The following is a 23,893-nucleotide window of genomic DNA, read 5'->3' as shown; positions in this document are numbered from 1 at the left end:
TAGCGGTCTGTGCCCACCTGCCTATAAGGGGCATCAGGCTTCTGGATGGATTCGGGTTTACTCCGCTGACAGGTTGGACACCTCGGGTTAACTGATCGTTGATTGAGCCGTCATGAACCAAAAAATGCCGGTCAACGGTTTTTTCATCCGCGCCCTACCGATTTTTCACTCGCCGCCGTTCAGCCTCCACGCAAGCCTGCATACCAAGACAGGCCATCTCGAATGCGACCCTTGGAGCTCCCTACCGAATGAACAAACTTCCCCAGATCACCCTGGCCTTCTGGGTCATGAAAATCTGTGCGACGACCCTGGGCGAAACCGCCGGTGATTTGCTGTCGATGACCCTCGATGTCGGCTACGCCATCAGCTCGATGATCCTCATCAGCCTGTTCCTGCTGACGCTGGTCACCCAGCTGTTTTCCAAGGCCTACAACCCGGTGCTGTATTGGCTGGTGATTCTCTCCACCAGTACCGCGGGCACTACCATGTCCGATTTCATGGACCGCACCCTGGGCCTGGGCTACGCCAGCGGGTCGCTGATCCTGATCGCTATCTTGCTGGTGATCTTCGCCGCCTGGCGCATGAGCGGCGAGTCGTTGAACGTGAACCGGGTCCAGGGTTTTCGTGGCGAGCTGTTCTATTGGCTGGCGATCCTGTTTTCCAACACCCTGGGCACCGCGCTCGGTGATTTCCTGGCGGACGACTCGGGCCTGGGCTTTGCCGGTGGAGCGTTGCTGATCGGCTCGGCCATTGCCCTGGTAGTGGTGCTCAAGTATTGCACCAGGCTGTCGCCGGTCCTGCTGTTCTGGGTGGCGTTCGTGCTGACCCGGCCGTTCGGTGCGACCTTGGGCGATTTCCTGACCAAGTCCCATGAAAAGGGCGGGCTGGACTTCGGCACCGTCGGCTCGTCGGTGGTCTTGGCGGGAATCCTGCTGGTGCTGGTCGTCGGGGCCTGCTGGGCGCAGAAGCGCGACTCGCGCCAGGGCGCCGCGCAACTGTCTTGAGGCCTGGATGGGTCGAACCAAGCGCCCGGGCCTTGCACCCGGGCGCTTGGTCTTGTCAGTCGGTTTCGATCCGCGAGTGCTTGCCGGTGTCCTTCATGGTCGCGTAGACCAGCAACGAGCAGGCGATGCAGGCGGTGACGTACCAGTAGTAGCCGGTTTCCATGCCGATGCTCTTGAACCACAGGGCGATGTATTCCGCGGTACCGCCGAATAGCGAGACGGTCAGGGCATAGGGCAGGCCCACGCCCAGGGCGCGGATCTCGGTCGGGAACAGCTCGGCCTTCACCACCGCGTTGATCGAGGTGTAGCCACTGACGATGATCAGGGCCGCCATGATCAGGAAGAACGCGCCCCACCAGGTCTGGATGCTATGCAAGGTGCTGAGGATCGGCACCGTGAACAGGGTGCCGAGCACACCGAAGGCGATCAGGATCGGGCGTCGGCCGATCTTGTCCGACAGGCCGCCGATCACCGGTTGCAGGCACATGAACAGGAACAGGGTCGCCGCGGAAATGGTGGTGGAGTCGGAAATGCTCATGCCGACGGTGTTCACCAGGTACTTCTGCATGTAGGTGGTGTAGGTGTAGAAGGCCAGGGTGCCGCCCATGGTCAGGCCAACCACGGTCAGCAGTTCCTTGGGATGACGCAGCAGGGTGCGCATCAGGCTTTCCTTGGGTTTTTCCTTCTTCTTGGCGAAGGACTCGGTTTCCTCCATGCCACGGCGCAGGTACAGCGCCACCACGGCGCAGAGGGCGCCGATGGCGAACGGAATCCGCCAGCCCCAGGACTGCAATTCTTCGGTGGTCAGCAGGTTCTGCAGGACGATCAGCACCGCCAGGGCGATGAGCTGGCCGGAGATCAGGGTGACGTACTGGAAGCTGGAGAAGAAACCACGGCTTTGCTTGGTCGCCATCTCGCTGAGGTAGGTGGCCGAGGTGCCGTATTCACCGCCCACCGACAAGCCCTGCATCAGTCGCGCCAGCACCAGCAGGATCGGCGCGCCAACGCCGATGGTCTCGTAGCCCGGAGTCAGGGCGATGATCAGGGAGCCTGCGCACATCAGCAGCACCGAGGCCATCAAGGCGGCCTTGCGCCCCTTGCGGTCGGCGTAGAGCCCCATCAACCAGCCGCCGATCGGGCGCATCAGGAAGCCCACGGCGAAGATCGCGGCGGTATTGAGCAGTTGGGCAGTGGTGTCGCCCTTGGGGAAGAAGACCTTGGCGAAGTACAGCGAGAATGCGGCGTAGACGTACCAGTCGTACCACTCGACCATGTTGCCGATCGAGCCGCTGAAAATCGATTTCAAGCGGCTGGCGGTGGTCTTGTCCTGGGCGGGCACGGCGGCCGACCCGGCAGGCAGGGTATTGGAAATATCCATCACGAACCTTCTATTCATTGTTGTTGTGGAGTGCGCGCAAACGCAGCCTGCCAGGGCTATAGCAGGAGCTGTGCCAGGAGGCAGAAGCCCGGTCTAGAAGGGTCTTGATGAATCGATAAGCGGAAATCCGCTTATCGCGGGGAGGGCTATGAGCGGGAAATTGCCTAGGAAGGGGCGCCGCCAAGGGCCAGATGCATGCCTTGCGGCCCTCAGGATTTTCAACTGCCCTTGACGAACATTTCCCGGCTCAGGCCATGGCGCTGCATCTTTTCGTTCAGCGTGCGGCGCGGCAGTTGCAGTTCGTGGAGCACCGCCTTGATCTCGCCCTTGTGCCGGGCCAGGGCGGCACGCAGGCACTGGGCTTCGAAGGCCTCTTGCTGGGCGGCGAGGGATTGGCCGACGGCGAGCGGTTCGGCCTGCTGCTCTTGCAGCCCCAGCACTTGGCGCTCGGCGGCATTGGCCAGCTCGCGCACGTTGCCGGGCCAGTCATGGCTGAACAGGCGGGCCAGCTGTGGACCGTCCAGCGCCATCACCTGGCGGCCCAGGCGCTGTCCGGCCTGGCGGGCGAAATGCTCGTAGAGCAGGGGGATGTCCTCGCGGCGTTCGCGCAATGGCGGCAGGCGCAGTTCGGCAACGGTCAGGCGGTAGGCCAGGTCTTCGCGAAAACGCCCGGCCCGGGCCTCTTCCAGCAAGTCGGGCTTGGTGGCGGCGATGATCCGCAGGTCGACGCTGATGCTCTGGTTGGAGCCCAGGCGTTCGAGCTTCTGTTCCTGCAGCACCCGCAACAGCTTGACCTGCTGGGCCAGGGGCATGCTTTCGATCTCGTCGAGGAACAGGGTGCCGCCGTTGGCATATTCCAGCTTGCCGATGCGCTTGCCTTGGGCACCGGTGAAGGCGCCGCTTTCGTGGCCGAACAGCTCGGCCTCGAACAGTTGCTCGGGAATCGCCGCGCAATTGAGGGCGACGAAGGGCTTGTCGGCCCGCGGTCCGAAGTCATGCAGACAGCGGGCGATCAGCTCCTTGCCGCTACCGGTTTCGCCCCGCACCAGTACGTTCACCGGCAGCGGGGCCAGCTCCAGCACCTGGCGGCGCAGGGTCTGCAAGGCTTGGGAGACGCCGAGCAAGGTGGCGTCGAGCCTGGCGCGGCTATCGGCCTGCTGGTGCAGGCGGCGGTTCTCCAGCACCAGCCGGCGCTTGTCCAGGGCCCGGCGCAGGCAGCTGAGCAGGATGTCGGGGCTGAAGGGTTTTTCCAGGAAGTCATAGGCGCCATCGCGCATGGCCTCCACCGCCATCGGCACGTCGCCATGGCCGGTCAGGAGGATCACCGGCAGGTCCGGGTCCAGGCGCTGGATCTGGGCCAGCAGTTCCAGGCCGCTGATGCCGGGCATGCGCACATCGCTGAGGATCACCCCGGGAAAGTCCCGTGGCAGTCGCGCCAGGCATTCCTCGGCCCGGCTGAACAGTTGCACCTCGAAGCCCGACAGGCTCAGCCACTGCTCCACGGCGCTGCGGATGCTGGCTTCGTCGTCCACCACCAGCACGGAGTTCAGCATTGGATATGTGCCTCCAGGTCGATGGGCAGGCTCAGGGTGAACACTGCGCCCTGGTCCTGGTTGGCGACGCTCAGGCGGCCGCCCAGTTCATGGACGATGGCGTAGGATACAGCCAGCCCGAGCCCGAGGCCGTCGCCCACCGGCTTGGTGGTGAAGAACGGATCGAACACGCTCAGCAGATGCTCGTCGGCGATCCCGCCGCCGGTATCGGCCACGCGCAACTGCCAGAGCTGGTCCTCGGCCTCGAGGCTGATCTGCAGGTGTTTGTGGGGCTTGTCCAGCATGGCGTCCAGGGCGTTGCGCAGCAGGTTGATCAAGACCTGCTCCAGGCGGATGGCATCACCGCGGACCCAGGCGGGGCGAGCCACTTGCAGCATGACCTGGATGTTCTCCGTGCGCAGCCGTGCTTCGAGCAGTTGCAGGGACTGGTCCACCACCGCGGCCAGGTCCAGGCGTTCGCGCAGGCCGCTGGGGCTCTTGCGGGCGAAGGTCTTGAGGTGGCTGGTCAGGGCGGCCATGCGGGTCAGCATGTCGTCCAGCGGCCGCAGGGCCTTGTAGGCTTCGTCTACCCGGCCGTGCTCCAGCAGCAGTCGCAAGGTGGCCAACTGCATGCGCTGGGTGGTCAGGGGCTGGTTGATTTCATGGGCCAGGGCTGCGGACATCTGCCCCAGGGCCGCGAGCTTGGCCGATTGCACCAGGCCTTCCTGGGCGGTGCGCAGGTCGCGGGTGCGCTCCTCCACCAGTTGTTCCAGCTCCTGGCGATTGCGTTGGCGGATCTTGCCCAGGCGCCAGCGCTGGTTGAGGAATAGCAGCAGGAACACCAGGGCCAGCCAGGCGCCACCGGCGGCGAGGCCGGCGTTGCGGCTTTCCTCGAAGGCAGTGGGCGGCTTGCGCAGCAGGTGCAGGGTCCAGCCCTCGGCGGACAGCGGCAGGGATTCCCAGAGGTAATTGGTCGCGCCCTGGTCGTCCTGGACGCGGATCAACTGGCTGCCGTCGTCAATTTGCTGCAGCTGGGTATGTTGCAGGGGCACCAGCAGTTGCTTGTCGTACTGGCGGGTCAAGCGGATCTCTTCCAGGTCGTTGGCCGACAGCGGCTGCAGGTGGCGGTAGCGCCAGCCCGGCTGGTTGGCGATGAACACGATGCCGCGGGCATCGGTTACCAGCAGGGTATCGCTGCCCTGGCTCCATTCATGTTCCAGCTCGGGAAACTCCAGCTTGACCACCATGGCCCCGAGGAACTCGTCGTTGTCGGCCTTGACCGCGCTGGAGAGGAAATACCCGGGGATGCCGCTGGTCACGCCGATGGCATAGAAGCGCCCGCTGCCCTGGCTGCGGGTCTGCTTGAAGTAGGGACGGAAACCGTAGTTGTGGCCGACGTAGCTGCTGGGCAGGCGCCAGTTGCTGGCGGCCACGGCCAGGCCGTCATGGTTGAGCAGTTCCAGGGTCGAGGAACGGGCGGCGCCGTTGATCTTCTCCAGCTTGCGGTTCAGCGCGTCCTGGGTTTCGGGCGTCACCGGTCCCTGGAGTGCCGCGCGCAACTCCGGGTCCAGGGCCAGCACCGCCGGCAGTGCCCGATAACGTTCGATCAGGGTGTGCAGGGAGTTGGCATACAGTCCCAATTGCTCATTGGCACGTGCGGCTTCCTCCACCAGGGTCTGGCGTTCGGCGTGGCGCATGGCCAGGCCGGCGCTGACGACGGTGCCAGCGATAATCACCAGGATGTAGAGCGTCAGGCGAAGGGAGCGTGAGATCTGGGCCATGGGTCGGGGCAGGCTGCAAGGGGGGCGGGAACGATAGCATGAGCGCCGGGTGGAACGTTGATCGCGGACAGTGTCGGCAAGGGGCGCGGCACAAAAAAGCGGCGGGCCGTTGGATCAACAGCGCCGCCGCTCTAGCCAGGCCGGGAAGGCTTATTGCACTTCTACTGCCAGGCTGTCACTGATCTTTTTCTGCCAGATGGCGGGACCGGTGATATGTACCGACTCGCCCTTGCTGTCCACGGCGACGGTGACGGGCATGTCCTTGACCTCGAACTCGTAGATCGCTTCCATGCCCAGCTCGGCGAAGGCCAGGACCTTGGATTTCTTGATCGCCTGGGCCACCAGGTAGGCGGCGCCACCGACGGCCATCAGGTACACGGCCTTGCTGTCCTTGATCGCGTCGATGGCGGTCGGGCCGCGCTCGGACTTGCCGATCATGCCCAGCAGGCCGGTTTGCTCGAGGATCTGGCGGGTGAACTTGTCCATGCGGGTGGCGGTGGTCGGACCGGCTGGGCCCACCACTTCGTCACCGACCGGATCCACCGGGCCGACGTAGTAGATGAAGCGACCCTTGAGGTCCACCGGTAGCTGTTCGCCACGGTTGAGCATCTCGACCATGCGCTTGTGCGCGGCATCGCGGCCGGTGAGCATCTTGCCGTTGAGCAGGACGGTCTCGCCCGGCTTCCAGCTTTGCACTTCTTCCGGAGTCAGGGTGTCGAGGTTGACGCGACGGGCCGATGGGCCGGCTTCCCAGACGATTTCCGGGTAGGCGTCCAGAGGCGGCGCCTCCAGGGCGGCCGGGCCCGAGCCGTCGAGCACGAAGTGCGCGTGGCGGGTGGCGGCGCAGTTGGGGATCATGCACACCGGCAGCGAAGCGGCGTGGGTCGGGTAGTCCATGATCTTCACGTCGAGCACGGTGGTCAGGCCACCCAGGCCCTGGGCGCCGATGCCCAGCTGGTTGACCTTCTCGAACAGCTCCAGGCGCAGTTCCTCGATGCGGTTCTGCGGGCCACGGGCCTTGAGTTCATGGATGTCGATGGATTCCATCAACACTTCCTTGGCCATCACCGCGGCCTTCTCGGCGGTACCGCCGATGCCGATGCCGAGCATGCCGGGCGGGCACCAGCCGGCGCCCATGGTCGGCACGGTCTTGAGGACCCAGTCGACGATCGAGTCGGACGGGTTGAGCATGGCCATCTTCGATTTGTTCTCGGAGCCGCCGCCCTTGGCTGCCACGTCCACTTCCACGGTGTTGCCGGGAACGATGGAGTAGTGGATCACCGCCGGGGTGTTGTCCTTGGTGTTCTTGCGGGCACCGGCCGGGTCGGCCAGGATCGAGGCGCGCAAGACGTTTTCCGGCAGGTTGTAGGCGCGACGCACGCCCTCGTTGATCATGTCGTCCAGGCTCATGGTGGCGCCGTCCCAGCGTACGTCCATGCCTACGCGCACGAATACGGTGACGATGCCGGTGTCCTGGCAGATCGGCCGGTGGCCGGTGGCGCACATGCGCGAGTTGATCAGGATCTGTGCCATGGAGTCGCGGGCCGCTGGCGATTCTTCGCGCAGGTAGGCCTCGTGCATCGCCTGGATGAAGTCCACGGGGTGGTAGTAGGAAATGAACTGCAGGGCGTCGGCAACGCTCTGAATCAGGTCGTCTTGCTTGATCACGGTCATGAGTCGCGCTCCTCTAAAAGACGGGAACATTTAATAAGGTGACTGCAGCTTGGGTGGATCGGTCGGTTGCAGGCACCTTCCGGGTCATGTACGAAAACGGCCTGCGCGCTGACCCTGCGGCGTTGAAAACAGGCGAGGCGAGTTGTCGTGCAGAACCTTAGGCACGCCGGACAGGCAACTGGCGCGACACTAAAAAGGCGCGGCAGTATACCGCGCCTGTGGGCTGGGCACACCCGCCAGGCAGGCAAACGAAAGTCGCCTGGCGCACGGGCACTGTTCTTGCCTTTGGGGCGTGATGACCGCTCGGAGGACTGCCGGAAATTTGCATAGTCATTTGCCGGGCGCGGCACTAAAGTGGCGAGTGGCCTGCAGAGTAGGAAACTCTAGAGCCTCTTTATCTCACGGTGAGTCAACGATTGACCCATAAAGCCATCCAGAGCTTGTTATTCAAGCGCTTCACCATCGCTGCGGGCACCTACGGACTGATCCTGCTGCTGTTCTGGCTGGCCGTTCTCACGGGACACTACCGGGCATCCACCGGCAGTGCGCTGTTGGGCACGGCCCTGGTCCTGGCCAGCCAGGGATTGCTGTGCTGGGTATTCCTCAGCGGGCGCAACCTGCGCCTGGCCGATCCCAGCCTGACCGAGGTCCAGGTGGTCCTGGGCATCGCCTGGCAGACCTGGCTGGTCGCCTTGCTCGACCAGGCCCGGGGCGCCTTCCTGGTGTTCTATGTGCTGCCGCTGCTGTTCGGCCTGTTCCATTTGTCGAGCCGGGCCTACCTGCGTTGCGCGGCGCTGATCTTCTTCTGCTTTGCCGGGGTCAATCTCTGGGACGGCTATCACTTTGCCCTCGACGACCCGCAACTGGCGGCGCTGCAGGTCTGCGTACTGCTGGTGATGCTGGTGTGGTTGTGCCTGTACGCCGCCTATGTCCAGGCCTCGCGCTCACGGATGCGCCAGCGCCGGTTCGCCTTGCAGGCCCACCAGGACACCCTGCGCGGCATGATGCGCCAGCTCGAGGACCTGGTGGCCACCGACGAACTGACCGGCTTGTTCAACCGCCGGCACTTCCTGCGTCTCGCCGGCCGTGAGCTACAGGCCATGGACCGGCAGCAGGTCCACGGGCTGGCGCTGATCGACCTGGATCATTTCAAGCGCATCAACGACATCCATGGCCATGCGGCGGGCGACCAGGTGCTGCAGGCGTTTTCCGCGGTGGCCACCGCCTGCCTGCGGGACGGCGATGTGCTGGCGCGTTATGGCGGCGAAGAGTTCGTGGTGCTGCTGCCCGAATGCGATGCCGAGCGCCTGACTTCCTGTTGCGAGCGCCTGCGCCTGGCCTTCATGCAAGTGCAACTGGTGGGCCTGGACATCCCCGATCTCAGCCTGTCGGCAGGCATGACCCTGTTGCGGGCCGGCGACGAGCTGGATAACGGCTTGCAGCGCGCCGACCAGGCGCTGTATCGGGCCAAGCGCGATGGGCGCAATCGCTGCTGTGCAGCCTGGGAAACACTCGATGCCTGAATTGACCGTGGGCGACCTGCGCTGGCAGGTGGCGCCTGGCAGTAATCTGCTGGATGCGTTGAACCAGGCCGGGGTGGCCGTACCCTACAGCTGTCGGGCCGGGAGCTGCCATGCCTGCCTGGTGCACTGCGTCCAGGGCTTGCCCGCCGACAGCCGGCCCGATGCCTTGAGCAACCAGCAGCGGCAGCTGGGCTGGCGCCTGGCCTGCCAATGCCAGGTGATAGAGGACCTTCAGGTGGAGACCTTCGATCCTTTGCGGGACGGCTTGCCTGCCACCGTCATAGGTATCGATTGGCTGTCCACCACGGTCCTGCGCCTGCGCTTGCAACCCGGGCGGCCGCTGCGCTACCAGGCCGGCCAGCACCTGGTGCTGTGGACCGCCAGCCGGATCGCCCGGCCATACTCCCTGGCCAGCCTGCCCGAGGATGACCGCTTCCTGGAGTTCCATCTCGATTGCCGTCATCCGGGGCAGTTCAGCGACGCGGCCCGCCAGTTGCAAGTGGGCGATCCGCTGCGCCTGGGGGAGTTGCGCGGCGGCGCCCTGCATTACGATCCGGACTGGCAGCAGCGGCCGCTCTGGCTGCTGGCCGCGGGAACCGGCCTGGCACCGTTGTTCGGGGTGCTGCGCGAGGCCTTGCGCCAGGATCACCAGGGCCCCATCCGGGTCATTCACGTGGCCCATGATGCGAGCGAGCACTACCTGGCCAAACCCCTGGCGGCACTGGCGGCCAACCGCCCCCAACTGACCGTGGAGCTACTGGAGGGGGCGCAGCTGGCGTCGTTCCTGGCGCAATTGCGGCTTGTTTCCCGGCAAACCCAGGCCTTACTCTGCGGTCACCCTGACAGTGTCGAAGCCTTCGCCAGGCGCCTCTACCTGGCTGGGTTGCCGCGCAACCAACTGCTGGCCGATGTGTTCCTGCCCCGTGGTTGAGTGCTGATTTCCCCAGAGCGAGATCCCCATGACCGATGCCATCGAGCTGCAACGCGAGGGCGGGCTGCTGACCCTGCGCCTGAACCGCCCCGACAAGAAGAATGCCCTGACCCGCGCCATGTACAGCCGCCTGGCCGAGGTCCTGGTCGAGGCCGATGCCGACCCTGAAATCAACGCGCTGCTGATCTGCGGAAGCAACGAGTGCTTCACTGCCGGCAATGACATCGCCGACTTTCTCCAGCAACCGCCTACCGACCTGGATAGCCCGGTGTTCCACTTCATGCGCAGCCTGCTGGAGTGCCGCAAGCCGGTGGTGGCAGCGGTGGCCGGCCCGGCGGTGGGCATCGGCACCACATTGCTGCTGCATTGCGATCTGGTCTACGTCAGTCGTGACGCGCGCCTGCGCATGCCGTTCGTCAACCTCGGGTTGTGTCCGGAGTTCGGCTCGAGCCTGATCCTGCCGCGGCTGTTGGGCCAGGCCAGGGCCGCCGAGCTGCTGTTGCTGGGCGAGGGTTTTTCCGGTGAGCAGGCAGCCGCCTGGGGCGTCGCCACCGCTGCCTTGGAAAGCGGCGCGGCGACCCTGGCCAAGGCCCGGGAAGCGGCTTTGCGTTTCAGCCAGCTGGCGCCGGGAGCTGTGCAGGTCAGCAAGCAACTGATGAAGGCCGCGGATCGTGAGCTGCTGCGCCGGGTCATCGAGGAGGAGGGCAAGCTGTTCACCCAGCGCCTGCGTTCACCGGAAGCGATCGCCGCCTTGTCCGGGTTCCTCGCCAAGAGCTGAGGAACGGAACTGGCGCTACGCGAAAAAAAACGTGCGCACATGAAAAAGCCCCGGCGTGTTCACGCCGGGGCTTTTTTGTCTCGCGCGGAGCCTGAGTCAGACTACCGGATCGCCAACGTGCAGGATCTTCATGCCGTTGGTGCCACCGGTGGTGTGGTAGCTATCGCCCTTGGTGAGGATCACCCAGTCGCCTTTTTCCACGACGCCACGCTTGAGCAACTCGTCGATGGCGGCCTGGCTGACCTGCTCCGGCGGCAGCGATGCCGGGTCGAACGGAATGGTGTAGACGCCACGGAACATGGCGGCCCGGGCCTGGGTCTCGCGATGCGGGGAGTAGGCGTAGATCGGTACCGAGGAGCGGATCCGCGACATGATCAACGGGGTGTAGCCGCTCTCGGTCAGGGCGATGATCGCCTTCACGCCGGGGAAGTGGTTGGCGGTGTACATGGCAGCCAGGGCGATGCTCTGGTCGCAGCTTTCGAACACGTTGCCCATGCGGTGGCTGGAGGTCTTGCTGGTCGGGTGCTTTTCCGCACCGACGCAGACCCGCGCCATGGCCTGGACCGCTTCGAGCGGGTAGGAACCGGCGGCGCTTTCCGCCGAAAGCATGACCGCGTCGGTGTAGTCGAGCACGGCGTTGGCCACGTCGGATACTTCGGCACGGGTCGGCATCGGGTTCTGGATCATCGACTCCATCATCTGGGTCGCCACGATCACCGCCTTGTTGTGACGGCGGGCGTGCAGGATGATTTTCTTCTGGATGCCCACCAGCTCGGCATCGCCGATTTCCACGCCCAGGTCGCCACGGGCGACCATCACTGCATCGCTGGCCTTGATCAGGCCATCGAGGGTCTCGTCGTCGGCCACGGCTTCGGCGCGCTCGATCTTGGCCACCAGCCAGGCTGTAGCGCCGGCTTCGTCGCGCAGCTGGCGTGCATATTCCATGTCGGAGGCATCACGGGGGAAGGACACGGCCAGGTAGTCGACCTGCATCTCGGCCGCCAGCTTGATGTCGGCCTTGTCCTTGTCGGTCAGGGCCGGGGCGGTCAGGCCTCCGCCGCGCCGGTTGATGCCCTTGTGGTCCGACAGCGGACCGCCGACGGTCACCACGCAATGCAGTTCGGTGGCGGTGGCGGTTTCCACGCGCATCACCACGCGGCCGTCGTCCAGCAGCAGTTCGTCGCCGACGCCACAGTCCTTGACCAGGTCCGGATAGTCGATGCCGACGATTTCCTGGGTGCCTTCGGTCAGCGGGTGACTGGTGGAGAAGATGAACTTGTCACCGATCTTCAATTCGATGCGCTTGTTGGTGAACTTGGCGATGCGGATCTTCGGGCCCTGCAGGTCGCCCAGGATCGCCACGAAGCGTCCATGCTTGGCGGCCAGGTCGCGGACCAGTTGGGCGCGGGCCTTGTGCTCGGCGGGAGTACCGTGGGAGAAGTTCAGACGTGCGACATCCACGCCTGCGAGAATCAGTTGTTCGAGAACTTCCGGCGAGTTACTGGCCGGGCCAAGGGTGGCGACGATTTTGGTACGACGAACGGACATGCACGGACTCCTGAATTCAAGCGCAACGAGAGGCTACTATGCTCCGAAGTTGTAGTCATTGTTCGTTTGCACTACTTAAAGGCTTTGTTTGTTTGCAGCGACAACCTTGAAGATTTTCGCCAATGAGTCGATACACTGCACAAGACAGGAGATACCCCATGCGATTCGTACTCATTGCTGCCCTGGCCGTCAGTGTTGTCGGCTGTACCCGCTGGTCCATGGACCACCATCTGAACAACGCCTACCGCGCCTATGACGCCGGCAGTTGCGAGCGAGTGATGCTCGAGCTGAGCCAGGTCGATCGCGCCAGCCGTGCGCGGCGCTATATCCAGCCGGAAGTGTCGATGCTGCGTGGCCAATGCCTGGAGCGCCAGAAGCTGTTCGTCGACGCTGCCCAGACCTACCAGTTCATCATCACCCAGTACCCCACCAGCGAATATGCCTACCGTGCCCGGGCGCGCCTGGACACCTTGCAGCAACTGGGGCACTACCCAGCCAACGGTGCTGCCCAGGTTCGTCGCACCGCCTTGTGAGATCCTCTTGGGGCATTGCCATCGCCCCGGGTGCTTGAGCTAACATTCGCACATGCGGCCCTGCAGATGTAGCTTCTGCAGGTGCGGTTCGAAGACTGCCCCCCGATCTTCTCCGGGGGCGGGGGCATGGAGCCCTATGGCGACGTTGCTCGCCTAGCTGGCCGGGAGGGCGAGCCAGTATCGGGCCGTTCCGAAGCACTAGCGCGGTCATGCTTAATGGCCTTTGCATAGCGATACCCAGCATGTTCACGGAACGTCGGATCGAACGGCAGCAGCTGCCGTCTTTTTTAAAGGTCTTCAACCGGTTCACCGACCAGCCCGTCGGGTTCCTCGGCAATCTCTCGGCCGATGGGCTGATGCTGATCAGCCAATTGCCGATGTTGGTCGGTGGCGAGTTCGAATTGCGGGTCAAGGTGCCCGCGGGCGAAGGCCAGTTGCAATTGGTGGATTTCAGCGCCCGTTGCCTCTGGTGCCACGAGGACCTCACGCCGCATCACTACGACAGTGGCTTCAGCCTGCAGCGTGCTTCACCGGAGCTGGCCGAGCTGGAGCAGGCCCTGCGGCATTACTTCAGCTTCTACCCATTGCAGGCCTCGGCCTGATTCCCCGGGCAGCCGCTACAGGCTGCCTGCTTTCTTCCAGTTCAGATAACGGCTTACCAGCTCGGCGCCCAATTCTCCCGGGCGGACGTCGAGCAGGCTGATGCCGTGGGCGCCCAGGCGCTCGTGGAGCTCGGCGCGGCTGTTGAGGTAGTGGACCGTGGCGCTGTAGGTCAGCGCCTCGGAGAGGGTCTGCACCGGCGTCTGACGCACCTGGTCGAGCACTTCTTCGCGCAGGCTGGCCACCAGCACCCGATGCTGGCGCCCGATGCGCTTGACCGCCGTGAGCAGTTCCTGGTCGTCCTCGTCCCGCAGGTTGGTGACCAGCACCACCAGCGCGCGGCGCTTCTGCCGGGCCAGCAGCTCGCTGGCGGCGGCCTGGTAGTCGGCGGGGCGCTGGCTGCTCTGCAGGTCGTAGACGCCGTTGAGCAACACGCTGAGCTGGGCCGGTCCCTTGACCGGTGCCAGGTAGCGTGACGGATTGGCGGCGAAGCTGCACAAGCCCACTGCATCTCCCTGGCGCAGGGCCACGTAGCTCAGCAGCAGGCAGGCGTTGAGGGCGTGGTCGAAGTGCGCCAGCTCATCGTCCTGGCTGCGCATGCGGCGTCCGCCATCGAGCATGAAGATGATCTGCTGGTCGCGTTCATCCTGGTATTCCCGGGCGATTGGCGTGCGTTGGCGAGCGGTGGCCTTCCAGTCGATCTGGCGCAGGCTGTCGCCCTCGCGAAATTCCCGTAGCTGGTTGAACTCCAGGCCCAGGCCCCGGCGTTGCCGCTGGCGTACCCCGAGCTGGCTGAGCCAGTTGTCCACCGCCAGCAACTGGCCGCCGTAGAGGCGGGCGAAGTCCGGGTAGACCCGAGTGCTGTCCTGGGTCGCCACCAGGTGCCGGATTTGCCACAGGCCGAGGGGGCTGGGCAAGCTGACGGCGCACCGCTCGAAATCGAAGCGGCCCCGCAGCAATGGGCGCACGTTGTAGCTCACGCGGCTGGCGTGGCCGGGCTCGAGGCTGGCCAACTGCGGCAGGTGCTCGAAAGCCAGGCCCTGGGGCGGATGATCGAACAACTGCACATCCAGCGCCTGCCCGTAAGCGTGGCGGATCTCCAGTTGCACTTCGCTCCAGCGTCCCAGGGGCAGGCTGCCGGGCAGATGCCGGCGTACCTGCGGCGCAGGCAGGCGCCAGGCGCGCAGGGCGTCGAGCAAGGCCAGCAACGACAGCGCCAGCACCAGGCCCCAGGCGATCGAGTCCAGGCGCGGGGCGATCTCCACGCCCAGGGCCCGGACTGTTCCGAGAACGGTACCCAGGCCTGCCAGGACGCCGAGCCAGATCAGCAGCAGACGGGTCGGTTTCATCGCCGTTGGTCGCTCACAGGCGCGGTGCCGGAATTTGCTCGAGCATCTGCCGGAGCACCTGTTCCACCGACAGGCCCTCGATGTCCAGTTCCGGGGCGACACGCACCCGATGGCGCAATACGGCCATGGCGCAGCCCTTGATGTCGTCGGGAATCACGAAGTCGCCACCGCGCAGCAACGCCCTGGCCCGACCGCCACGTACCAGGGCGATGGACGCCCGCGGGCCGGCGCCGAGGGTCAGGCCCGGCCAACTGCGGGTAGCCCGGGCCAGGCGCACGGCGTAGTCGAGGACCTGGTCGTCCAGCGGCAGTTCGCTGGCGATGCGTTGCAGCTCCTGTACATCCTCGGCCTGCAGCACGGTGCGCAGGGGCTGTACATCGAGCATGTCGGCGCGGGTCGAGCGCGCCACCTGGCGGACCATTTCCAGCTCCTGGGCGGTGTCCGGGTAGTCCATGCGCAGCTTGAGCATGAAGCGATCCAGCTCGGCCTCGGGCAGCGGATAAGTCCCCTCCTGCTCGATGGGGTTCTGGGTGGCCAGGACCATGAACGGCTGGGCGATGGGCAGCGCCCGGCCTTCGAGGGTCACCTGGCGTTCCTGCATGGCTTCCAGGAGGGCGGCCTGGGTCTTGGCGGGCGCGCGGTTGATCTCGTCGGCCAGCAGCAGGTTGGTGAACAGCGGCCCCTTGCGCAGTTTGAATTGTTCGCTGGCAAGGTCATACACCGCATGGCCGGTGACGTCGCTGGGCATCAGGTCAGGGGTGAACTGGATGCGCGCGAAATCACCGTCGAAACAGCGGGCCAGGGCACGTACCAGCAGGGTCTTGCCCAGGCCTGGGACGCCCTCGAGCAGCACGTGGCCCCCGGCGATCAGCGCCGTCAGCACATCGTCGATCACCGCGTGCTGGCCGATCACGGCCTTCTGCAGTTCCTGGCGCACGGCCTGGGCCAACTGGCTGGCCCGTTGCCGCTGCTGGGCCGCTGCGGCCAGGGATGGCTCGGCGCAGGCAAGTGGTTCCGCGGATTGTTCACTCATCGATTAGGCAACCTTACTGACGGTTAGTTATTAGCGCCCGTGACACAGGCGCATAACCAAAATTTCTCGCGCTTGTGTCCTACAGGCCGGCTTGGAGGCTGACAAGCCATGCGCATTCTATCCATGCAGTCAGCGTGATTGCATCAAAGCCTGCCATCCTGGTCTTGATTACAGGGAACTGCTCGCATCAGCGCTTTTGATCGAGACGAGTTTTCGATCTTGGCATGCGACGCGACGACTTCCTGGTTGTCGGCAGGAGAACCGGATAAGTTTCGGAAGCCTGAAGCAGCCTATTACGCCGCGGCTGCGATAATGGATGTCACCATCCATGTCGGCAGAGTCAATCCAGCTGGTTAGCAGACCTTGTCGTAGCGTCATGCCACAAACTTGATATTAAAGGGGTTAATTCGAGAATGTCTTTTATCTCCTTGTTTTCAAAGGTGTTGGTTGTATTGAAGCGGTAGGAGGCAGAAAAGAAGAGGTTGTCGTCTTCTGTTGCGCTATAGGTGTTTTTTCTATATCGCTCGCTGGTTCTTCCGAAGTGTATGTTTCTGGCGAGCAGTTCTTCAAGGTGGACTGCTCGGTCCCTTGTTCCTGTCTCGTTTGCCAACGAGTTGTTCAAGATGATGTATCGATTGATTAGCATGTTTCTTAGGTTGATGGTTTTTCTGATCGAGGTGTGCAGGTCGATATCTAGTTCTTGCTGAATGACGTCGATGATGTTGAAAGCCCTGCTGTCGCTGGTGTGTTCTTTTTCGTAGGAGTAAAGATCGTTGTCGATGCCCGCAGCAAGGAATATGCAGTTCTTCATTTTTATAAATTCATTTTTCGTTTCAATCGTTTCGTTAATCGAGACGCTATTGAGTGCAAGAAAGAGTGAATAAAAGACTTGCGCGCCAAAACTTGAGGCCCTAATTGCGCAGTATGTATTAAGAGGGATGCCCGCTTTTGCCTGATCACTGCATATCTCCCAGATGAATCCGGACATTTGATTGCTCACGGCGTGCATCAGGTGTATGTGGTTCTTGGCGGGTAGTTGCTGCATGAATCTTTGCCTTATGTCGATAAAAGATTTTATCGCGGGATGCTGGTCATCCAGTCTTGGGTTTTGCTCGTGATCGAACTCGCATATAAATTTAATGGTGCTGAGAATTCCGATCGTGCGGTCGGTCGTGTTAGTGGATGCGCTGTTTTCAATTATATCGTCTATGACCAATATCCATGATGCCAAGTCAAAGACGACATTGATGAACTTGTTGTCGATATTGGGGTGTATGAGGCGTATGTACTGCGAAGCGGTGTGTGCGACGGTCTCGGCAAACCTGGCGTCTTCGATGAGCTGCATTTTCTTTAACCATAAGGTATTTCCAAGCAGGTCGCTTTTTTGAGAGTGCTGGGGCTTGAAGTCGAAAGGGAGAAAGAGCTGAGTGTTGTCATCAGTCATGCTATTCATTTAGAGCAGCCACCTTTCAATCATGGTTATCGGTGATTGAATTAATGATGAAGTGTTGGGGTTTCTGTCGTCGGATTTTGGATCGGCGCTGGAGACGCTAACGGGACTGGGTGGATGGTTGAAGTAAGTTGAACTCCTGTTTGTCATTTCAAGAATTCGACTTGCCGTGTGGGAATGTTTTCCAGCAATACTTCCCATTGGTGATGCTCTTCGCCTGAGTATTTCTATAAGCGTTGGTAAATGACTTTTTATAATTCTCTGCTTTTCAACCTGGTGTTGCGTGATGGCGAAGGGGAGTTGGAAAGAGGAAGGGAACGCTGGTATTCGTCAGATTTGGGAGCCACTAAATAACAGAGCCTCGATCGATTATTCAGAGGCTCAATAGTTTCTAGCACATCCAGCGACAGTGATTGGTTCTTTTGGCTATATCAGGAGGTTGCGATGTTCCAGCCTGGCCTAGGCTCATTTAGTACCTATGCCTCATCAATTGTTATGGTCTCTCGCAGACTAAGGCTGCCCTAGGATATTGCCATGACAGTGGCCAGCTTGTTGGCTTGAGCGAATCAAGGGGAGGGGATGGCTCTATGCGCGATGGCAGGAGTTTGTGCCTTGGATGTTGAATGACCCACACATGAGCCATGCAGGTGAACTGTTTATCAAGAGTCCTGCGCGATAGACCAGGCTTGCAGTTGCAGGAAGAACTCATACTGCCGCCCACACGCCTATCGGATCACAAGGCATTCCTGAGTGTCTGCAGGCGGGCGACCTGGTGACTGAAATCGGTACTGGACAGGCGTGGCCCGGATAGAGGTTGCAGTACCTGCCTGACCGCCTCCACGGGTTGTTGGCTGAGCAGGGCGAGCACTTCCCACTGGGCTTCGGGCTCGAGTTGTTCGAAGCCAGGGTGCCGGCGCCGGGCCCGGCGCCGTATATCCAGTTGCAGGGCGTGCAACAAGGGGCCCTGGCCACCATGACGGAGAATGAAACCGGCACTGGCGCGCAGGTGCTCGAGCAACTGGCGCCGGGCCTTGGGCGGCGGTGCCAGCAACGGTCCCTGGCGGAAGCCGGCGTGCCACAGCCACAGGACGACGAGCAGGCCGAGGGCTACCAGCGCCTGGGGGAAGTTCTTCCACAACAGCTGCCAGAGATTCGGATGGTCGGTATCGAACAGCAACGTCACTGCGGTATCGGCGTTCAGGTACCACAACAGCCACGCGTTGTCGTAGCGACTGATGGCCGGGCTCTTCCAGATATCGGCGTCGGTCAGCACGGTGATGCTGCCCTTGCCGTACTCGAACTGGAGCATGTGGGTGGCTACGCCGCTGCTGGCCCAGGACTGCGCCAGGCCTTGTGGGTCCTCGAGGTGGTAGGCGTTATCGAAACTGATGTAGGCCGGGGCCCGTTCGCCTTCGACATGGACCTTGGTCAGCTTCGGATAGGCGTCGTCCACTTCCGGCTCGGGTGGTTCCTCGAGGTCCTCGCTCATCATCTGCTGCACCTGGACCCGGTCCAGCAGCAGGTCGCCGCTTTGCTCGGTCTCCTCGTCCCACAGTGCTTCGGCGACGAACACCAGGTGCCCGCCGGCGCGGGCCCAGTCCAGGACCTGGTCGGCCTGGTGCGGGCTCATGTTCGAACGGTCGCCGAGCATCAGCAGGCTATTGCCGGCAGGCTTGAGGGTCGTCAGCACCTCCAGGCCATTGGCGTGTTCCACCTTGAGGCCGCGTTCGCGCAGGAACATCTGCGCCGCCAGGTAGGGGTTGGCCAGGGCTTCCGGCGACGGACCGTGATCCACCAGCTCCTGGTAGGGCGTGGCATGGCGATAGAGGTAGTAGCCGGCGGTGCCGAGCACCAGGAGCACCAGCAGGGCGAGGATGCCCCATACGGTACGGCTCATGATGTGGCTCCTGGGCCAAAGAGCTGGCGCCAGCCATCGCACAGGCGTGGTTGCGCCTCGGTGCCTGGGACCTGGTGCCCGTAGGCCATGTTCTGCCAATGCCGGGTCAGTTCGATGCTGAAGCTCTCCAATTGGGGGTGCCGCAGGGCCTTGATCCGTTCCAGTACCTGGCCTTCGGTGTCGCCGACGTCCAGAGACAGGTGGAAGTCTTCCAGCAGGCGGCTGAGCAGGGCCCGGTAGAGCAGGCCCAGGGCTTCGCGCGGTTGGCTTGGCCAGAGCGCGGCGGCATGGGCCGCGACATCATCCGGCAAGGTCTGGCTGCCGACCTCCAGGCCGAACAGTTGCTGGGGCATGGCCGGCGGACGCTTCTTGCGTGGCCGCGGGCGCCAGCCGACGAAAGTGCGCAACCCGTCGCGATACCGCCACAGCAACCAGGCCAGCGCTCCCAGCAGCAGCCCCCAGAGCAATATCTCCAGGCCCTTGCCCAGGGCGTTGAAGTTGCTCTTGCCCAGGCCTTCCAGCAGATCCTTGAGCCAACCCGGTGGCTTGCCCTTGGTGTCCTTTTTCTGTGGCTGCTCTTCGCCGAAGCGATAGCGGGTCACCGATTCCTGATTCTTGAACGGTGGCTTTTCCAGGATGCCCTTGATGCTGTCTTGCGCCGCCTTGCTGGTCAGCGGCTGTTGCAGCAGGCGCGGACTCTCGGGGTCGGCCACGGCCTGCCTGGCATTGCTGGTGGGGGCGGCCCAGAGCGACTGGCTGGGTGCCAGCCACAGCGCGCCCAGTACCAGCAGCAAGGCGCTGGCACCGGCCAGGCGCTGGCGCAGGCGGCGGAACACCAGTTCGATGTCCCAGGCTTCCAGCTCGGTGCGGCGGTTGAGGTACAGGCTGAAGCCGCAGGCTACGTAGAGCGGCTCCCAGACCACCAGCACCAGGGCATAGAAGGCGTTGGTCAGGTGTTCCAACCATAACCAGTCCTGCTGGGTGGCGACGATCAGGGTCTGCCAGTTCCAGTCCAGTTCCACTTGCTGCGGCAACAGCAAGTAGAACAACGCCATCAGGCCGATCCACAGCGCGCTTTCCAGGTGCACCCCGATTACTGTCAGCCAGCGTGCGGCCCCGGCATTGCGCTGCAGCAAGACCCCCAGGCGTTGCTGGCGGGCATCGCCGCTCAGCCCCTCGAGTTGCATTACCGGCATCAGGAAGCTGCGGCTCATGCTCAAGCGGCGCCAGGTCAGGCTGGCCAGCAGTTGCGGCTTGAGCAGGCGTGGCCATTGCCGCAAAGCCTGGCCCAGGCTCGGGGTATCGCCGAACAGCGCCTTGGACAGGATGAACAGCGGCAGGCGCTCGAAGGCCGGCTTCAGCCACCAGAACAATAGCAATGCCAGGGATGGCCACTCCCAGAGCAACAGGCTCAGCAGGGCGAATACCGGCAAGCTGACGATGGCCCAGCTGGTCATCAACAAGCCCCGGTGGCGCTGGCCCAGGAGCAGGCCCAGATCCATGGCTTCCCAGGCGTTGCGCGGGCGGATCACCACGCTGGCATCACTCAGGCGCATGGGGGACTCTTCCGGCAAGGGTCAGGTAGGACAGGACCAGGGCCCACAGCGCCGCGCCGACGCTGTACTTGACCCAGGGCGTGGGCCAGGTCATCGAGGACCAGTAGGCCTCGATGAAGGCTGCGATCAACAGGAAGACGATCACCCCATAGACCAATTGCACGCTGATTCGCGCCGCTTGCAACAGGGCTTCGCCTCGAGACAGGCGACCAGGGGCGATCAGCGCCCAGCCCAGCTTCAGGCCTGCCGCACCGGACAGGGCGATGGCCGTGAGCTCGAAGGCGCCATGGCCGATGACGAAAGGCCAGAAGGTCTGGCCGAAGCCGATTTGGGTCAGGTGGCCGGCGATGGCCCCGATGATCAGGCCATTGAAGACCAGGAAGAACACGCTGCCCAGGCCGAACAGCAGGCCGCTGGCGAACGTCTGAAAGGCGATGCCGATGTTGTGCATGATGTAGTAGCCGAACATCACCCAGTCTTCGCTGGAGGCGCGTTCGACGGCGCGGCCCAGGTGGCCGGCCGCCGGGTCGTACATGCCGCGCATTTCGCTCACCTGCTGCTGGCTGATCAGGCTGTAGACCAGCTCGGGATACAGGTACACCAGCAGGCCGATGCCCAGCAGGCTGAGGAAAAACAGCAGGCTGGCGATCGTTACCAGGCGCCACTCCTGGCGCACCAGGCGCGGGAAGCCGGCCAGCAGGAAGCCCAGTACGTTGGCACTGATGGCGGTGCGCCGACGGTATAGCTGCTGGTGGCCGCGCAGCGCCAGCTGTTGCAGCGGATCGATCAGGTAGCTGCTGTAGCCGCGCTCCTGGGCCAGGGCCAGGTGCTGGCACAGGCGCCGGTAGTCCTGGACGAAGGTCTGGCATTGCTCGGCCTTGGCCCGGCCTTGTTCAAGTTGCTCGAGCAGTTGTGCGAAGTGTTGCCATTGAGCCTGGTGGCGGCTCTCGAAAAGACTTTGCTTCATGTCGCTCCCAGGAAACCGCGGGCAATGCCGTTGAGTTCGGCAGTGGCCTGGGCGGTGGGTACGCGCAGCGGCTGGGCCAGGATGGCCGCCAGTTCCTGGGTCCGTTCAGCGGACAGCTGGGCCTGGCGCTCGGCGAAACCGAGGATCGCCCGCTGTTCATCCAGGCTCAGGGTGAAGGGCGCGCTGCGGGGCGTGGCCGGGGGAAGTGGCGGCCGTTCGACTGCCTGCTCGCGATAGATCACCAGGGTACCGGCGGCCAGGTCGCCCAGGCGCTTGAAGGCCGGGTGCTGCAGGCAACTGATGGCGCCGAGGAAATAAGCGAACGGCAGCATGTCGGCAAAGCGCAGCAGGTTGCGGGTCAGGGAGGCGCTCCAGCCGATCGGCGTGCCATCGTCCTGTACCACCCGCAATCCCATCATCTGCTTGCCGGGGGAGCGACCCTGGTTCAGCACCTCGAACAGCACCATGTACCACCAACTGATCAGGAACAGCAGGATCGAACCCAAGCCGATGCCGATCTCGCCGAAAAAGCCCAGGGCGACGAACAGCACGCCCATGACCAGGGCACGGATGCCCAGGTCCAGGCCATAGGCCAGGGCACGGACCAGCAGTCCCGCCGGTCGCAGTGGCAGGTCGATACCCTCCGGGGTTTCGACCTGGTACCGCGTATCCAATGGCGGGGGCAGCGATGCGTTCCTTGGCGGTGCTGGTGTTTCGGGCATGGGCAACTGGCTGGTTGGACTGGTGGAGAAAAATCCAGCGCCGATGCTAGCAGTGTCTGAGGGGCAAACGACATCATTAACTGCGAATTAAAGCATTACGCGGCAGGGCTGCGGGGCAATGCGGCTGGCCCTGGCGCTATGCAAGCGCCTAGACTGCGTCGGTTTTCAAGTTCAGGAACAGGCCGTGACTTCCCTCTTTTGGTACGACTACGAAACCACTGGCATCAACCCGCGCAACGACCGTCCGTTGCAAGTGGCCGGCATTCGCACCGACCTGGCGCTCAATGAAATTGACGAGCCGGTCAACCTCTATTGCCAGCCCGCCGACGATATCCTGCCGCACCCGGCAGCCTGCATGATTACCGGCATCACTCCGCAGCGTCTGGCCGAGCGCGGGTTGAGCGAGGCCGACTTCATGACCCGGGTGCATCAGCAGCTGGCACGCCCGGGAACCTGCGGCGCGGGCTACAACACCTTGCGTTTCGACGACGAGATGACTCGCTACGGCCTGTATCGGAATTTTTTCGACCCCTATGCCCGGGAGTGGCAGGGCGGCAACAGTCGCTGGGACCTGATCGATGTGGTGCGGGCGGCCTATGCGCTACGGCCCCAGGGGATCGTCTGGCCCGAAGAGCAAGGCCAGGTGACGCTGAAGCTGGAGCGCTTGACGGCAGAGAATGGCATCGACCATGGCCAGGCCCACGAGGCCTTGTCCGATGTGCGGGCAACCATCGCCCTGGCGCGCCTGATCCGCGACAAGCAGCCCAGGCTCTATGAATGGTTGTTCCAGTTGCGCAGCAAACAGCGGGTGATGGACCAGATCCGCCTGTTGCAGCCGATGGTGCACATCTCCGGGCGTTTCTCTGCCGCGCGGCATTATGTCGGCGTGGTGTTGCCCCTGGCCTGGCATCCGCGCAATCGCAATGCGTTGATCGTCTGCGACCTGCACCTGGATCCCCAAGGGCTTCTGGACCTGGATGCCGAGACGTTGCGCCAGCGCCTGTATACCCGGCGTGAAGACCTGGCCGAAGGCGAGTTGCCAGTGCCGTTGAAACTCATCCATATCAATCGCTGCCCGGTGGTGGCGCCGTTGAATGTGTTGCGTGTCGAAGATCAACAGCGCTTGCACTTGGATATGGAAGAATACCAGCGCCGCGCTTTGTGTCTGAGTGAGGCCCGGGAAGTTTGGCAGGATAAACTTTCGCTGATTTACGGGCCTGATGAATTCGCTGCCAGCGAGGATCCGGAGCAGCAGTTGTACGATGGCTTTATTGGAGATCGCGACCGCCGCTTGTGTGAACAAGTGCGCCAGGCCGATCCGCAGCATTTGGCTCTGCAAGAATGGCAATTCGATGATGAGCGGCTGCCGGAACTTCTGTTCCGCTACCGTGCTCGTAACTTTGCGGAAACATTGAGCAAGGAGGAGCAAGAGCGCTGGCGCGGATTCTGCCAGCAACGTTTGCTTGATCCGCAACTGGGGGCGCCCAATACCCTGGAAAGTTTTCGGCAAGCTCTGGAGCAATCCCTGTTAAGTGCTGATCCGAGACAACGCCAGGTGCTGGAGCAATGGCAGCAATATGTTCGCGATCTAGCCCTGCGAGTGGGCCTTTAAAAAGTTGCCGGCGGCGTTCGACGCG

At 63.1% G+C, this 23,893-nt stretch carries 19 protein-coding genes; 7 read left to right on the top strand and 12 right to left on the bottom strand.

Annotated elements, in window-relative coordinates:
* The first annotated feature begins 248 nt into the window (after positions 1-248).
* Entirely contained in the window at positions 249-1,004 is a 756-nt protein-coding gene (locus tag ACK6AU_RS11055; protein WP_409299299.1) for a hypothetical protein, read from the top strand.
* A gap of 55 nt (positions 1,005-1,059) precedes the next feature.
* Here ACK6AU_RS11055 and ACK6AU_RS11050 read toward each other — a convergent pair whose 3' ends face one another.
* From ACK6AU_RS11050 to ACK6AU_RS11035, 4 genes are all read right to left on the bottom strand, one after another.
* Entirely contained in the window at positions 1,060-2,382 is a 1,323-nt protein-coding gene (locus ACK6AU_RS11050) for an MFS transporter (RefSeq protein WP_409299297.1), read from the bottom strand.
* 218 nt (positions 2,383-2,600) lie between these two features.
* The gene (locus ACK6AU_RS11045; protein WP_409299295.1) at positions 2,601-3,935 is read right to left on the bottom strand and encodes a sigma-54-dependent transcriptional regulator; all 1,335 of its coding nucleotides are present in this window, start codon (positions 3,933-3,935) and stop codon (positions 2,601-2,603) included.
* Positions 3,929-5,695, bottom strand: a complete 1,767-nt coding sequence (locus tag ACK6AU_RS11040) for an ATP-binding protein (RefSeq protein WP_185698440.1) — start codon at positions 5,693-5,695, stop codon at positions 3,929-3,931. The genes ACK6AU_RS11045 and ACK6AU_RS11040 overlap by 7 nt, the downstream gene beginning before the upstream one ends.
* 150 nt (positions 5,696-5,845) lie before the next feature.
* The gene (locus ACK6AU_RS11035; RefSeq protein ID WP_185698439.1) at positions 5,846-7,369 is read right to left on the bottom strand and encodes a fumarate hydratase; all 1,524 of its coding nucleotides are present in this window, start codon (positions 7,367-7,369) and stop codon (positions 5,846-5,848) included.
* Between the two features lie 416 nt (positions 7,370-7,785).
* Between ACK6AU_RS11035 and ACK6AU_RS11030 the strand changes: the two genes are divergently transcribed.
* The 3 genes from ACK6AU_RS11030 to ACK6AU_RS11020 are packed head-to-tail and all read left to right on the top strand — an operon-like array spanning position 7,786 to position 10,601.
* Entirely contained in the window at positions 7,786-8,892 is a 1,107-nt protein-coding gene (locus ACK6AU_RS11030; protein WP_409299292.1) for a diguanylate cyclase domain-containing protein, read from the top strand.
* Positions 8,885-9,823, top strand: coding sequence for an iron-sulfur-binding ferredoxin reductase (locus ACK6AU_RS11025; protein ID WP_185698437.1), 939 nt, complete (start codon positions 8,885-8,887; stop codon positions 9,821-9,823). Before ACK6AU_RS11030 ends, ACK6AU_RS11025 begins: the two co-directional genes overlap by 8 nt.
* A gap of 28 nt (positions 9,824-9,851) precedes the next feature.
* A complete protein-coding gene (locus ACK6AU_RS11020; RefSeq protein ID WP_185698436.1) occupies positions 9,852-10,601 on the top strand; it encodes an enoyl-CoA hydratase-related protein in 750 nt (249 codons plus the stop codon).
* A 96-nt stretch (positions 10,602-10,697) separates the two neighbouring features.
* Here ACK6AU_RS11020 and pyk read toward each other — a convergent pair whose 3' ends face one another.
* Positions 10,698-12,149 carry a pyruvate kinase gene (gene pyk, locus ACK6AU_RS11015; protein WP_185698435.1) on the bottom strand — a complete coding sequence of 484 codons (1,452 nt, stop codon included), beginning with the start codon at positions 12,147-12,149 and terminating at the stop codon, positions 10,698-10,700.
* Positions 12,150-12,307: 158 nt separating this feature from the next.
* On the opposite strand from pyk, the gene ACK6AU_RS11010 reads away from it, so the two are divergent.
* Together ACK6AU_RS11010 and ACK6AU_RS11005 are read left to right on the top strand one after the other, a co-directional pair.
* A complete protein-coding gene (locus ACK6AU_RS11010) occupies positions 12,308-12,682 on the top strand; it encodes a tetratricopeptide repeat protein (RefSeq protein ID WP_185698434.1) in 375 nt (124 codons plus the stop codon).
* 242 nt (positions 12,683-12,924) lie between these two features.
* Positions 12,925-13,284: a PilZ domain-containing protein gene (locus ACK6AU_RS11005; protein ID WP_185698433.1), complete on the top strand. Its 360-nt coding sequence runs from the start codon at positions 12,925-12,927 to the stop codon at positions 13,282-13,284.
* Positions 13,285-13,299: 15 nt separating this feature from the next.
* Here the strand turns inward: ACK6AU_RS11005 and ACK6AU_RS11000 are convergent, their stop codons facing one another.
* The 7 genes from ACK6AU_RS11000 to ACK6AU_RS10970 all read right to left on the bottom strand — a co-directional run bounded on the left by ACK6AU_RS11000 (position 13,300) and on the right by ACK6AU_RS10970 (position 22,256).
* Complete coding sequence (locus tag ACK6AU_RS11000; protein ID WP_409299288.1) at positions 13,300-14,631, bottom strand: DUF58 domain-containing protein; 1,332 nt, start codon at positions 14,629-14,631, stop codon at positions 13,300-13,302.
* Positions 14,632-14,644: 13 nt separating this feature from the next.
* Positions 14,645-15,664, bottom strand: a complete 1,020-nt coding sequence (locus tag ACK6AU_RS10995) for a MoxR family ATPase (protein WP_185698431.1) — start codon at positions 15,662-15,664, stop codon at positions 14,645-14,647.
* A 340-nt stretch (positions 15,665-16,004) separates the two neighbouring features.
* Positions 16,005-17,117, bottom strand: a complete 1,113-nt coding sequence (locus ACK6AU_RS10990) for a terpene synthase family protein (protein WP_409299286.1) — start codon at positions 17,115-17,117, stop codon at positions 16,005-16,007.
* 730 nt (positions 17,118-17,847) lie between these two features.
* Positions 17,848-19,011 carry a DUF4350 domain-containing protein gene (locus ACK6AU_RS10985; protein WP_409299284.1) on the bottom strand — a complete coding sequence of 388 codons (1,164 nt, stop codon included), beginning with the start codon at positions 19,009-19,011 and terminating at the stop codon, positions 17,848-17,850.
* Positions 19,008-20,567, bottom strand: a complete 1,560-nt coding sequence (locus tag ACK6AU_RS10980; protein WP_409299282.1) for a DUF4129 domain-containing protein — start codon at positions 20,565-20,567, stop codon at positions 19,008-19,010. The genes ACK6AU_RS10985 and ACK6AU_RS10980 overlap by 4 nt, the downstream gene beginning before the upstream one ends.
* On the bottom strand, positions 20,554-21,534 hold the full coding sequence (locus ACK6AU_RS10975) for a stage II sporulation protein M (RefSeq protein WP_409299280.1): 981 nt from the start codon (positions 21,532-21,534) through the stop codon (positions 20,554-20,556). Before ACK6AU_RS10975 ends, ACK6AU_RS10980 begins: the two co-directional genes overlap by 14 nt.
* Positions 21,531-22,256 (bottom strand): RDD family protein, encoded by a 726-nt coding sequence (locus tag ACK6AU_RS10970; RefSeq protein ID WP_409299278.1) that lies wholly within the window; start codon positions 22,254-22,256, stop codon positions 21,531-21,533. Before ACK6AU_RS10970 ends, ACK6AU_RS10975 begins: the two co-directional genes overlap by 4 nt.
* Before the next feature lie 184 nt (positions 22,257-22,440).
* Between ACK6AU_RS10970 and sbcB the strand changes: the two genes are divergently transcribed.
* Positions 22,441-23,868: an exodeoxyribonuclease I gene (gene sbcB / locus ACK6AU_RS10965; RefSeq protein ID WP_409299276.1), complete on the top strand. Its 1,428-nt coding sequence runs from the start codon at positions 22,441-22,443 to the stop codon at positions 23,866-23,868.
* The last annotated feature ends 25 nt before the right edge of the window (positions 23,869-23,893 follow it).

Origin of the sequence: Pseudomonas sp. KCJK8993, from assembly GCF_046230915.1 — a bacterium.
Classification (GTDB): Bacteria; Pseudomonadota; Gammaproteobacteria; order Pseudomonadales; family Pseudomonadaceae; genus Aquipseudomonas; species Aquipseudomonas piscis.
The sequence above is the reverse complement of the archived record's forward strand: the minus strand, read 5'-3'. Positions and strand labels throughout refer to the sequence as shown.